The sequence below is a fragment of the Gilliamella sp. B3482 genome, assembly GCF_026536805.1.
Lineage (GTDB): Bacteria > Pseudomonadota > Gammaproteobacteria > Enterobacterales > Orbaceae > Gilliamella > Gilliamella apicola_E.
Window position 1 is genome coordinate 458,175 of the sequence record NZ_JAFNNL010000001.1, and the last position, 12,994, is coordinate 471,168.

Genomic DNA, 12,994 nt, shown 5'->3' on the forward strand with positions numbered 1-12,994 from the left:
TAAGGAATAGATATGTCTCAAAATTACCATATTGCAGTATTACCTGGCGACGGTATTGGTCCAGAAGTGATGAAACAGGCTTATAAAGTGCTTGAAGTCATTCGTCAAAAATATAACCTTGCAATTACGACTAGTGAATATGATGTCGGTGGTGCAGCAATTGATATTCATGGTTGTCCATTACCTAAAGAAACACTAGAAGGTTGTGAAAAAGCCGATGCTATTTTGTTTGGCTCAGTTGGTGGTCCAAAATGGACAAACTTACCGCCAGATCAACAACCTGAACGCGGAGCTTTATTACCATTACGAAAACATTTTAAATTATTTGCGAATATGCGCCCTGCTAGTTTATATCAAGGTTTAGAAGAATTATGTCCTTTACGTGAAGATATTGCTAAGCGTGGTTTTGATATTTTATGTATGCGTGAGCTAACTGGTGGTATCTATTTTGGTTTACCCAAAGGGCGTGAAGGTTCTGGCCCTCAAGAACGTGCTTTTGATACTGAAGTTTATCACCGTTTTGAAATTGAGCGTATAGCTAAAATGGCATTTGAAGCTGCAAAAATTCGCCGTAAAAAAGTCACTTCTGTTGATAAAGCTAATGTATTACAAACATCAATATTATGGCGTGAAGTTGTAAACGAAGTTGCTAAACAATATCCAGATGTCGCACTTGAACATATGTATATCGATAATGCAACCATGCAACTTGTTAAAGATCCTTCTCAATTTGATGTATTATTATGTTCTAATTTATTTGGTGATATTCTATCTGATGAGTGCGCTATGATTACCGGTTCAATGGGAATGCTACCGTCTGCTAGCTTGAATGAAGATGGATTTGGATTATATGAACCAGCTGGCGGTAGTGCACCAGATATTGCTGGTAAAAATATTGCTAATCCAGCGGCACAAATTTTATCTTTAGCATTATTAGTGCGTTATAGTTTAAAACGTGATGATATCGCCAAAGCTATTGAAAATGCAGTTAATAAAGCTTTAGAACAAGGCATCCGCACTATCGATCTTGCTCGTGGTGGTAGTTATGTTTCAACCGATGAAATGGGTGATACCATTTGTCGTTTAATTTAATTTTTAGACTAAGGGTTAAGCTATCATATTAACCCTTTTAAAGAATATTAAAGGAATATAAGCAATGTCTACAAAACCAAAAACATTGTATCAAAAATTATATGATGCACATGTTGTCTATGAAGCACCGAATGAGACCCCTATTTTGTATATCGATCGCCATTTGGTTCATGAAGTAACCTCTCCTCAAGCCTTTGATGGCTTACGAGCGATGAATCGTAAAGTCCGCCAACCACATAAAACATTTGCTACGATGGATCACAATACTTCAACGAAAAGCAATGAGTTAAGTGCTTGTAGCGAGATGGCTAGAATCCAATTAACTGAATTAGCTAAGAATGCTGAAGAATTTGGCGTATCTTTATATGGTTTACAAAGTCCATTACGAGGTATCGTTCATGTTGTTGGACCTGAACAAGGCATGACATTGCCTGGTATGACCATTGTGTGTGGTGACTCACATACTGCAACGCATGGTGCTTTTGGTGCATTAGCTTTTGGTATTGGGACATCAGAAGTTGAACATGTTTTAGCTACCCAAACCTTAAAACAAGGTCGAGCTAAAACCATGAAAATTGAAGTAAAAGGCAAAGTAGCCAGTGGCATAACTGCTAAAGATATTATTTTAGCCATCATTGGCAAAACAACGAGCGCTGGTGGTACTGGCCATGTAGTTGAATTCTGCGGGGAAGCAATTACATCTTTGTCAATGGAAGGTCGAATGACATTATGTAACATGGCGATTGAAATGGGTGCCAAAGCTGGACTAGTTGCACCGGATGAAACCACATTTGAATATTTGAAAGGTCGACAATTTTCGCCTAAAGGGACAGATTTTGAGCAAGCAGTCGCTTATTGGAAAACCTTAAAAACAGATGAAGGTGCACATTTCGATACGATTGTAACTTTGGAAGCTAAAGATATTGCTCCACAAGTAACTTGGGGAACTAACCCTGGTCAAGTCACTGCTATTGATAAGCAAGTTCCAAATCCACAAGATTTTTCTGATCCGATTGAAAAACAGTCTGCTGAACGTGCGTTAGCTTATATGGGTTTAACTGCTGGTACTAAGATGTCTGATATTAAGATCAATAAAGTATTTATCGGCTCTTGCACGAATTCTCGTATCGAAGATCTTCGTGCTGCTGCAGAAGTCGCCAAAGGACGTAAAGTAGCTGATGGCGTTCAAGCTTTGGTTGTTCCAGGTTCTGGGCCTGTACGTGAACAAGCTGAAGCTGAAGGATTAGACAAAATTTTCATCGATGCAGGTTTTGAATGGCGTTTACCAGGATGTTCAATGTGTTTAGCGATGAATGATGATAAGTTAGCTCCTGGCGATCGCTGTGCATCAACCAGTAATCGTAATTTCGAAGGACGACAAGGACGTGATGCCAGAACACATTTAGTTAGCCCTGCAATGGCTGCTGCTGCTGCCATTACTGGTCATTTTACTGATATTCGCAAACCATTTTAAGGAGACTTGTCATGGCGAAATTTACAAAACATACTGGATTAGTCGTTCCTTTAGATGCTGCAAATGTGGATACTGATGCCATTATTCCTAAACAATTCTTACAGAAAGTTACTCGTACAGGATTTGGACAACATGCATTTCATGAATGGCGATTTTTAGATGATGCCGGAAAACAACCAAACCCTGAATTTGTGTTAAATAAACCTCGTTATAAGGGTGCGAGTATTTTATTAGCTCGTGAAAACTTTGGCTGTGGATCTTCTCGTGAACACGCTCCATGGGCATTAACAGATTATGGTTTTAAAACTATTATAGGATCGAGTTTTGCCGATATTTTTTATAATAACTCGTTCAATAATCAACTATTGTTAGTGAATCTACCTGAGGAAGATGTTGATGAGCTTTTCAAGATTGTAGAAGCCAACGAAGGAATTGAGTTTACTATTGATTTGGTTAACGAAGTTGTCATTGCTGGAGATAAACAATATCCTTTTAAAATTGATGCTTTTAAACGCCATTGTTTGTTAAATGGACTAGATAATATCGGTTTAACACTTCAACATGAAGATGCAATCAGTGCCTTTGAACATAAGATTCCAACATTTTTAGCTTAAAATCTTTATGAAAATATCATCGCTTATTGTTGTTTAAGCGATGATATCTCACACTACTTCTTAAATAAACTTTCAACTACACTTCATATAAATAACTAACCAAAGCTATACTTGTAATCACTGAGTTTTATATTAATAAATTCAATTAGATAAATGGTTTATTGCTTATCAGTTAAGTTATCACTTAAGGTGTGATGACTAAATATTAAGAATTAAGTTAAAGTTGTTTTCGATGGCTTGATGGAGGTATTGATAACGCTTCACGATATTTGGCCACTGTACGGCGAGCAATTATGATACCTTGATTTTCAAGGAGTGAGACTAATTTACTATCACTCAGAGGTTTTTTAGAATCTTCATCTGAAATATATTTTTTAATTAATGCCCGAATTGCTGTGGAAGAAGCTTCCCCACCGGATTGAGTGTTAACATGACTTGAGAAAAAGAATTTTAACTCAAAAATACCGGTTGGGCATTGTAAATATTTTTGCGTTGTCACTCGTGAAATAGTCGATTCATGCATATCTATAGCTTCAGCAACATCAGATAAAATCATTGGCTTCATATATTCAGCGCCATTTTCAAAAAAGCCTTGTTGATGCTCAACAATAAATTGACTAACTTTTAATAACGTCTCGTTACGATTCTCGACACTTTTTATAAACCAATTAGCGTCTTGTAAATGTGAGCGAATATATTGGCTGTCATGTTCATTGCTGACTTTTTCCATCGCAGCATAGTGTTGATTAATACGTAGCGTTGGAACAGTATCATTATTTAATTCTGCTATCCATTTACCATCAATTTTTTTCACTACAACGTCCGGAATAACATAATCAGGTGGCATGGTATTAACAGAATCCCCCGGATAAGGCTGTAAATGTTGAATAAAGTTAATAGCTTCTTTTAGTTGCTCATCAGAAGCATTTAATCGTTTTTTCAGTGTCCGGTAATCATGACTTGCTAATAAATCTAAATAGTCATTGATGATCTCTTTTACTAACGCTGGTGGTGTTACATGTTGGATTTGAATAGATAAACATTCTTGTAATGTTCTTGCTCCAACCCCGATGGGATCAAAATGCCAAATTCGCTTTAATACAGCTTCAACCTCGTCGAGCTCAATTTCATTATTACCTTGTTCCTCTAAAATTTCTTCAGTTGAAACAGTCAGGTAACCTCTTTCGTCTATTGCTTCAATAATGGATAGCGCAATTGCACGATCTACCTCACTAAAAGGTGTTAAATCTAATTGCCAATTTAAATAATCATGCAAGGTTTCGTGTGTTTCACCTTGATAGATGGGTAACTCATCATTACGATAATCAGAATAGGTTCCTGATGGTGTGCCTGCAGTATAGATATCATCTAAAGTTGCATCTAAAGGAATATCCTCTGGGATTTCTTGACTATCGAGTGCTTCACGAGTATCAATATTTTCGCTAGGCTCATGCTCTTCAACATTGATCTCATCGTATTGATCAGCAACCTCTAATAGTGGATTGTTTTCAAGTGCGGTTTGAATTTCTTGTCGTAATTCTAATGTAGACAATTGCAACATTCGAATCGCCAGTTGCAATTGTGGCGTCATTGACAACTGTTGCGATACCTTCAGTTGTAACCCTTGTTTCATCATAATCTATAATCTGAATTCATGTCCTAAGTAAACACGTTTTACATATTCATTATTTAATATGCTATCTGGCGTACCTTCAGCAATTAAATGTCCCTTATTTACTATATAGGCACGTTCACAAACATCAAGCGTTTCGCGGACATTATGATCCGTAATTAATACTCCTAACCCACGATCTCGTAGATGTTTAATGATATTTTTGATATCAATAACAGAAATCGGATCAACCCCAGCGAATGGTTCATCAAGTAAAATAAATTTTGGATTAGCAGCTAAAGCTCGAGCAATTTCAACTCTTCGTCTTTCACCGCCTGATAAAGATTGGCCTATATTGTCTCGAATATGTGTGATATGAAATTCTTCAAGTAACTCTTCTGCTCGATTTAATTTTTCATTTTTGTCAATATCTTGGCGTGTTTCTAAAATAGCCATAATATTGTCTATAACAGATAATTTTCTAAATATTGAGGCTTCTTGAGGTAAATAACCAATACCTTTTTGAGCACGCTCATGTAATGGTAAAATACTGATATCATGATCATCTAGATAGATTCTTCCTGCATTTAAAGTCACAATGCCAACTACCATATAAAAAGTAGTAGTTTTACCCGCACCGTTAGGACCAAGTAAACCAACAATTTCACCAGAATTGACGGTGAGGCTTACATCTTCAACAACACGTCGTTTTTTATAAACTTTTGCGAGGTTTTCAGCTTTTAAAATTGACATTTTATTTATTCATCTCTTTAACTTGACTTGGGATGATAGTAGATTTCACCCGTCCTGAATTACCCGGCTGCGCAAGTATTCGTTGTTTTTTGACATCATAAGTAATGATCGGACTTTTTATACGGTTATCTTGCTGAATAAGCTCCGCATCACCTTGCAGTACAATATTACTTTCTTTCACATCATAAATAACTTGTGATGAATGACCTGTTACAACTTTATTATTTTTAGGCATAATTTGCTTATATCTTACAGGGTTACCATATCCAGTAATTTTTTGTTTGGTAGAGTCTTGCATATCGGTTATAACAACCTTATCAGCCCAAATGGTAAGACCTTCCTGAACAATCTGTACATTACCACTAAAGGTAATAATATTTTTTTCAATATCAATTTGTTGGTTATCTGCATCAATTGTAATAGGTTTATCATTAACAACCATCTTTTGATCTTTTTGAGGGGAAGACGCTTCAAAATTATGCTCATTTGCAAAACAAGCAAATGATACATATAACATAAAAAATAATGGATAAATTGCTTGTTTTCTCAATCTCATTTTTTATTGTGCCTCAGTATTATAATAGGTTTTTATATTCTCAAGTATATTTGCCGTCTTTTCTCTTAAATCGCCGACTAACCCTGTCCCCGTCGATAAAAAGCCAATCCCTTTTATTTTTACAGGATCATTTGATGTGACAAGTTGTGTTTTTAAATCGACCACTGCGTTATCTGTCAATACTTGCTGTAATTGTGAATCAGGTGATAAATTTGTTAATTGTACATCTTGATAAAGGTAGATTAATTTATCATTAGTCAATGTTGCACGTTTTGCTTGAATATGCCAAGTCGCGGCATGTTCCTGATCGTAAAGCGTGACATTAGGTAAATCAAAATCTGTATTTTCATTGCTATCAAAATGTTTTACTTTGCTTGATGCAATTTTATATACCATAGTGCCTGATAAATCATAGACATTGGTTATCATCTCATCACTTTGATAAATGGGTGTATCAGGCGAATTTGCGTTTGATGGTGCGACCGAAACACTATCTTCTGTTTGGTAAACAGAATAAATACCAATTATCAGAATAAGGAGTAGGATACAGATTAAATTTTTTTTATTCATAGTTTACGTTAATTATGTAAATAAAGTTAATCACTAATAAAAGTAGACCTTTATTACAAATCACCCAAAAATTGCCTTATTTTACTTTATTTTTTAGTAAATTAATATCTAACATTAAAAGAAGTTAAATCATTTTGGGGTACCATTTGAATAATTTTGATATTTGAAATTTTTGCTGAAGTTGGTCCTCCATAATTAAGCCAATTAACTAGTGAATCTATCTGTTTACTCTCGCCAAGTGCGATAATTTCAACATTACCATTATCTAAATTTTTGACGTAACCTAATAAATTAAGTTTTTTTGCTTGCTGATAAGTAAAAAATCGAAATCCAACACCTTGAACTCTTCCACTAACCTGTATTTTAATTTGTTTTATCATCATATAACCTAAATAATTCAAGTTTACCTATTAGCCTAAATCAGTTATCGTTTTAATTAAACACTAATATTAATATTTTGGTTAAAATTTATTAAATTATTTAAAACATTAGTAATCTATCAGGCTGATTTTCTTTTGAATGAAATTGATAATATGGCTTCTAGTTTATTTAATTTTCAACCATCAATACTAATTAAGTAAAAGTAAGGTTGCATAAAACACATAAAAAAGATCCTAGATTATTTTGCCTTAAAACAGGATAAACAAACTAGGATCTTATTTTATTTAAGTAATGTTTTTGAAATTCAATTAAAATGATTAATTTTCAATTATTGTATTTTGATTGTTATCAACAAAATCGCCTTGCATATAGCCTTTATTGATAAATTCAACCATATTGCCATGTATTGTTTCTGTAATCATACTACCCTGACTTGAATTTTCAAATTTATCACCTGATAATCTAATATGTATGTTTGATTTCAATTTGCCATCATTTTTGATGTTTTTACCATTAATATTAATAGCGTGATTAGCTAAAATTGATCCTTCATTGTGTATTTGATTTCCCTTTATATCAATTTGCCAATTTGAGCTTAATTCACCTGATCTGTAATTTTTGACATTGTTTGAATCAAATCTTAGATAGTTAGCTGAATATAATTTGTTATGATTCTCAACATCGGTTGAACTAATATCGAAATTATGAAGAGCATTTGCATTACCATAATTTTCAAATTTATCACCTGCTATGGAAATATCAGCACCCTTAATTACGCCAAGCCAATCATTTTTGAAGTTTTTTGCATTAATAACAGCCTTGATAGTATCTATCAAACCATTATTTAGGATATTATCACCTCTCAAATCAATTTGCTTATCGGATCTTAAAATACCTGTTGAGTTGTTTGTAAAATTGGTAGAGTTAATTGTAAGGTATTCTCTAGATAACAAATTTGAAGCATTCATAACATCAGTTGAATTAATATAGAAATTATGTTCTGCTCGTGCACTACCATAATTATCGAATTTATTACCACTTATCGTAATATCACCACCTTTAATTACTCCATACCAATCATTTTTGAAACTATCTCCAAAAATGATAGCTTTTTTAGACGCTATTATTTCACCAGTATTGACACCACTTTCAGTATTAATTTTGATATCACCACTATTGAGTGTACCAATCACTTTAGTGCCATCTTCAGTAGTGTAACGTCTATTGTTAAACTCTTTCTTGGCTTTAATTTCAATAAGATCAGCTGATTTTATTTGTGAACGATTTTGGAAATCATGTGCTTGAATTTTAACAATATGGTCGGATTCAATTGATGAACCATGATCATTATTTAAATATTCCGTATTCAAGTTAACTTGATTTTTTGCAAAAATTTTAGCGTAGTTATCAATTTTTTTAAACGCAAGATCCAATACATTTTCTGCACGCATTTGACCTTTATTATCTAAAGTATCACCTTCTAAATTAATATTTCTACCTTCTATAGTAGCTCCATCTCTATTGTGTAGTGTTAATACATAGCCTTTTAAGTCTTGTTTTGCCTGTAATTTTCCAATATTTTCAAGGTAATCGACTTCTAATTCCAGATTTTCAATTGGCTCAATTTTTCCATAATTAATTAATTTAATTGCATTAATATCAGCATTGTTTGCAACTATATTTCCGTACCAATCATTTATTAATGATTCAGATTTTATGTTTAATTGATTGCCGGCAATTATATCTTTTTGGTTTCCAAATTCATGAGTCAAAATATTCAAATTATTATTTGAGTATATCACGCCTTTATTAACCAGTTTATCAGCTTTAAATTGAACATTCTCACCCTTAACAAGACCAGCTGAATTATTGGTTTCAAAAATATTACTTACTACTGATACTTGCTTGTTGCTCGAAAGTTCTCCTGAATTGGTAACATCTAACACGTGAACAGTAAGGTCTTCTGAAGCATGAGCTTTACTTCTGTTAAATAATTTATCACCTTGTAAAAGTATGTGTTTGGCTGAAATAGAACCACCGTAATCGTTTATAATTTCTTTACTAGCAATATGAACTTCATTATCAGCTGACATATTACCTTGATTTTGGGTAAGTTCAGACTTAATATCAATTCTATTTTTTACTTTCATATCACCAGTATTTTTAGTTACATAACTTGTAACATCGACATCTTGAGCGTCAATTGTTGCCCCAAAACCATTATTAAATTCATTACCTTGAGCTGTTACCGTTTTACCTGCAGTAATTACGCCATTATTACCAGTCCAACTCCCTGATGAAAAATTAACATTTTCTCTTGCCTGTAATGTGCCATTATTTTTGATTTCGTGATAACTAGCTAATGATATATTCTTATTTAAACTTTTTATTTTTCCATTATTTTCGATAGCATTGCCTTTACTTCTCAAACTTACATCACCAACAGCATCTATTATATTTTCATTAACAACTTTACCATCAGTAGTAATATTGATAGAACCAGCGTTGGTATATATTTTACCTTGATTACGTACACCTACACCATTTTCTGTACCTACCATAGTAATTTTACCGGCATACATTCCACCTAATGCGGAAACATCAAGCGCAAATTCAGGTTTATCTGAATTAGAATCCGCACCTTGTCTTTCAACCTTACTTAAATCAGCACTGACTTTATTTTTGCCTGTTACAATATTGACTTCATTATCTGCCCATAACTTTGCATTAATTGAAACTGAACGCGAAATTAAATCAGTATAATTTTGACCGCCACTACGTAAACCATCACCTTGGATTTCAATTTTACCTTGTCGAACATCGTAACCTTTTAATTCTCCATCTTCCATGATCGGCTTACCTGTAGTTAATGTTGTACGATCAGCATTAATAAAACCGCAACCATTACAAGTAATACCCGCAGCATTAGCAATAACCACTTGAGCTTTTTGCCCTGCTACTTCAATAGAACCAAGTAGTTGACTTGGATTATTAGAATTTACTTCATTTAAAATGACTCTTGCATTATTTTTTAATCGTTTATTCCCATTAATATTTCCTGCTAACTCGGTATTTGTATCTGTGAGTGAGTTATTAAGAATCAAACCATCTTTTGATACATCAAATTGTGTAAATTTGTTATGTGATATACCACCTTTAGTTGGAGATACGATATCAACTTGTGTCGTACCATTATTTAATTCTTGAACATTTGGCCTTTGATTTTTTCCTGCATTAGGATCTACAACGACACCACCTGCATAACTATTACTAACAACACTTACCATACCTAAAACAACATAAGATAAAAAAACTATAGGTTTTAAAACTGCTTTTTTCTTACCTATAATATCCGCTTGAGCATTCGTATCTTTTTTTCTTTGACTCTTACCCGAAATAGCTTGATGTGATTTAACAATTTCAGACACCACAATAAATAATCCACGAGCTTGATTAAAAACAATTCGATAAAAATTTTTATTCATAGTATTTCGCCTTTCATCTTATTTTGTTATTCAAATGTCTAAACAAAAAGTTATTATTTCCAATAAAAACGATTTATTTACAACGATTAATATTTACCACAAAATAAATTGCAAATAATTAATTAGTTACTTACAACTTATAACAATATGATTTATTTATCTTTTATAACCAATAAATAAAACTATATTTTTAGAGAACTACTTTTACTACAAACTTAACTTTAACTATAAAATATAATCCTTTTTCCTAATTACCATTAAATCCAATTTATTGTTATGAAAGAGTTATTTAAATTATCTATAAAATATTCAAAGAAAAACTAAAGCATCAATTGTTATTTACTTTATTTAAAAAGGGGAAAGGATATTTAGCATCCAAATAGGCAAATTAAAACTTAGTCGCCATTTATTGAAGACAAATTAAATGTGATCAATAAAAAGTCTCCTTTTTAATATTACTCATACCATAAAACCATATTACTTAGTTGTATTACGTTACTGACATTAATAAATATTAAAAATTACTAAAACTTTTTACTACAATTTGATAATTAAAAATTCAATTAATTCTTGATAAATAGTATTGTTTCTTTTGACAAAAGCCTAAAAAGCTATTGCATACATTATAATAATACTCAATATAACATAAGATAAAAGATTTTTTCATTATTTATATACATAGTTTTTATTTGTTTTCTAACTAATTCTTAGTTTATGACCAAAAAAGACAAAAAATACTAGTAAGTCCAATTTAAATAAAAGGCAACTGTTAAATGATTTGTTTTAAAATTATCCGTTTTGTGCAAAGGTACTCCAGCAAATACATCATAATAGACATTAAATTGTTGACCTCTTATACCTAGTGCCGAACCAACAAGTCGTTTACCGCTCAACCGTTCTGAATTTCGCCCACTAACTTGCCCAGCATCTAAGCCAAAGTATAATTGTTGCCTTATAGGCATTTGCCAAATCAAATCATTACGCAGATACCAGCCATTATCAGCCGTCAACATTTGCTCACCATCAAATCCTCTAACAGTCCAACGACTTCCGATCGAAAATCGATCTGGAGGAGTTAATTTATTACCTCTTGTCATTTGACCATTATAATCAAAACTATAAGCAAAATTCTGATTACCTAGAGTGAATGGAGCATAAAATGAAACATCAAACTTGAAAATATTAGTCAACGCACTAGCTATGTTTATTTCTTCTTCTCGAGCTTTTTCTGCACCGAACCAACGTACTCCTTTTTGATACCATACATCAACATCTAAAGTCATATCGTTAATATAATGACGATGTTGTAAACCTAATTTCCAATTAGTTGTTTTGCGGCGCTGATTTTCAAGTTCAAGGTCATTCATAAAGTTGTGAGATTGTCTTAAATTAATACCATAACTTAATGTTGTTTTTTGTGTTGAACTACGGTGCAATACCCTGCTGATTTTAAAATTATAATTTTTACTTCGACCTTTGTATTGATAATCTACAATACCTGGAATATTTTGGTGATAAGTATTGCCATAAATTAAAGCATCAAACATCCAATATCCATAAGGAACGGAATAAGAAAAATAATAATCTCGGTTGCCATATTTGTCTTTATTTTCAAGATCATGGTCGCCAGAAACATAAAATGAGTCGCTAAATCCAAGAGGATTATCTAAATAGAGCGTTAATCCGCCTAGATATCGACCCGTATCTTTAGTGCCCGAGTTATCTACAGACATCCCTACCCGCCAAAACTTTGATTGATTGCGCTTTATAACAATTTCGGTTTCCCCTTCTTTAGCACCAGGGATTAACTCGATTTTAGCATCTACAGTAGGAATTCTCTGTAAATTCTCTAAACCTTGTTCAAGTGCCCGTAAATTAAGTAATTCACCACTTCTTAAAGGAATACTGGTATACAAATTTGCATAGGTATCACTACCTTCTGAATAGTGTATACTTTTTACGGAACCCTTTAAGATTAATAGAGTGAAAGTACCCTGTGATAAATCTTGTTGTGGAGCAACTACACGAGTAGTAATAAAACCATAATTAATAAGTTGGTTTTGCAATTCGGTCATCAATAAATTTAGACCCTGACTACCTAAACATCGCCCTTCGGCTTGCTTTGTTAAAGGACTTAATGGAACATAAAATGGTAAAGTTTCCTTTTCTAATAACTTAACATGGGAAATAGGGAAACATAATTTTTCTTCTGGAAAATCAATATTATTAATTTTCTTTAATGGGGATAATAAATTAACATCAGGCGTTTTGGGGGATAGCGCTTCTTCCGCTGCTTTTTGCCGTTCCTGTTGATAAATTAGCTGTTTGTCACTAACCTTTTGATTTTGAATGGTTACTTGAGAATCCGCCCCAACATAACCAGAAAGAATAAAGCCTACTACAATAACTGATAACTTCCTGACATTCATCATTTTCTTTACCAAAATTATAATATTT

General features: G+C 32.9%; 10 protein-coding genes. 3 read left to right on the forward strand and 7 right to left on the reverse strand.

The genetic code is table 11. The features are described 5' to 3' along the window. Positions 1 to 12 precede the first annotated feature (12 nt). The 3 genes from leuB (at position 13) to leuD (ending at position 3,180) form a co-directional block, all read left to right on the forward strand. Positions 13 to 1,092: a 3-isopropylmalate dehydrogenase gene (gene leuB / locus J3U18_RS02145; RefSeq protein ID WP_267352793.1), complete on the forward strand. Its 1,080-nt coding sequence runs from the start codon at positions 13 to 15 to the stop codon at positions 1,090 to 1,092. A 64-nt stretch (positions 1,093 to 1,156) separates the two neighbouring features. After that, positions 1,157 to 2,566, forward strand: coding sequence for a 3-isopropylmalate dehydratase large subunit (leuC, locus tag J3U18_RS02150; RefSeq protein ID WP_267331197.1), 1,410 nt, complete (start codon positions 1,157 to 1,159; stop codon positions 2,564 to 2,566). An 11-nt stretch (positions 2,567 to 2,577) separates the two neighbouring features. After that, positions 2,578 to 3,180 (forward strand): 3-isopropylmalate dehydratase small subunit, encoded by a 603-nt coding sequence (gene leuD / locus J3U18_RS02155; RefSeq protein ID WP_065562279.1) that lies wholly within the window; start codon positions 2,578 to 2,580, stop codon positions 3,178 to 3,180. Positions 3,181 to 3,397: 217 nt separating this feature from the next. Here the strand turns inward: leuD and J3U18_RS02160 are convergent, their stop codons facing one another. From J3U18_RS02160 to J3U18_RS02190, 7 genes are all read right to left on the reverse strand, one after another. Further along, positions 3,398 to 4,813: an RNA polymerase factor sigma-54 gene (locus tag J3U18_RS02160; protein WP_416380374.1), complete on the reverse strand. Its 1,416-nt coding sequence runs from the start codon at positions 4,811 to 4,813 to the stop codon at positions 3,398 to 3,400. A 6-nt stretch (positions 4,814 to 4,819) separates the two neighbouring features. Then, the gene (gene lptB, locus J3U18_RS02165) at positions 4,820 to 5,545 is read right to left on the reverse strand and encodes an LPS export ABC transporter ATP-binding protein (RefSeq protein WP_065562280.1); all 726 of its coding nucleotides are present in this window, start codon (positions 5,543 to 5,545) and stop codon (positions 4,820 to 4,822) included. A 1-nt stretch (position 5,546) separates the two neighbouring features. Further along, positions 5,547 to 6,101, reverse strand: coding sequence for a lipopolysaccharide transport periplasmic protein LptA (lptA, locus tag J3U18_RS02170; RefSeq protein ID WP_267352795.1), 555 nt, complete (start codon positions 6,099 to 6,101; stop codon positions 5,547 to 5,549). A 3-nt stretch (positions 6,102 to 6,104) separates the two neighbouring features. After that, positions 6,105 to 6,671 carry an LPS export ABC transporter periplasmic protein LptC gene (lptC, locus tag J3U18_RS02175; RefSeq protein ID WP_065562282.1) on the reverse strand — a complete coding sequence of 189 codons (567 nt, stop codon included), beginning with the start codon at positions 6,669 to 6,671 and terminating at the stop codon, positions 6,105 to 6,107. Positions 6,672 to 6,772: 101 nt separating this feature from the next. Beyond that, on the reverse strand, positions 6,773 to 7,051 hold the full coding sequence (yccX, locus tag J3U18_RS02180; protein WP_267352796.1) for an acylphosphatase: 279 nt from the start codon (positions 7,049 to 7,051) through the stop codon (positions 6,773 to 6,775). Positions 7,052 to 7,369: 318 nt separating this feature from the next. After that, complete coding sequence (locus J3U18_RS02185; RefSeq protein WP_267352797.1) at positions 7,370 to 10,537, reverse strand: filamentous hemagglutinin N-terminal domain-containing protein; 3,168 nt, start codon at positions 10,535 to 10,537, stop codon at positions 7,370 to 7,372. A 737-nt stretch (positions 10,538 to 11,274) separates the two neighbouring features. Next, positions 11,275 to 12,969 (reverse strand): ShlB/FhaC/HecB family hemolysin secretion/activation protein, encoded by a 1,695-nt coding sequence (locus tag J3U18_RS02190; protein ID WP_267352798.1) that lies wholly within the window; start codon positions 12,967 to 12,969, stop codon positions 11,275 to 11,277. Positions 12,970 to 12,994: the final 25 nt, after the last annotated feature.

Bases quoted from the DNA above. Each gene is read 5' to 3' on its own strand.
- lptA (WP_267352795.1), bottom strand. From the start codon at position 6,101: ATGAGATTGAGAAAACAAGCAATTTATCCATTATTTTTTATGTTATAT.
- yccX (WP_267352796.1), bottom strand. From the start codon at position 7,051: ATGATAAAACAAATTAAAATACAGGTTAGTGGAAGAGTTCAAGGTGTT.
- J3U18_RS02160 (WP_416380374.1), bottom strand. From the start codon at position 4,813: ATGAAACAAGGGTTACAACTGAAGGTATCGCAACAGTTGTCAATGACG.
- lptC (WP_065562282.1), bottom strand. From the start codon at position 6,671: ATGAATAAAAAAAATTTAATCTGTATCCTACTCCTTATTCTGATAATT.
- J3U18_RS02190 (WP_267352798.1), bottom strand. From the start codon at position 12,969: ATGATGAATGTCAGGAAGTTATCAGTTATTGTAGTAGGCTTTATTCTT.
- leuB (WP_267352793.1), top strand. From the start codon at position 13: ATGTCTCAAAATTACCATATTGCAGTATTACCTGGCGACGGTATTGGT.
- J3U18_RS02185 (WP_267352797.1), bottom strand. From the start codon at position 10,537: ATGAATAAAAATTTTTATCGAATTGTTTTTAATCAAGCTCGTGGATTA.
- leuC (WP_267331197.1), top strand. From the start codon at position 1,157: ATGTCTACAAAACCAAAAACATTGTATCAAAAATTATATGATGCACAT.
- lptB (WP_065562280.1), bottom strand. From the start codon at position 5,545: ATGTCAATTTTAAAAGCTGAAAACCTCGCAAAAGTTTATAAAAAACGA.
- leuD (WP_065562279.1), top strand. From the start codon at position 2,578: ATGGCGAAATTTACAAAACATACTGGATTAGTCGTTCCTTTAGATGCT.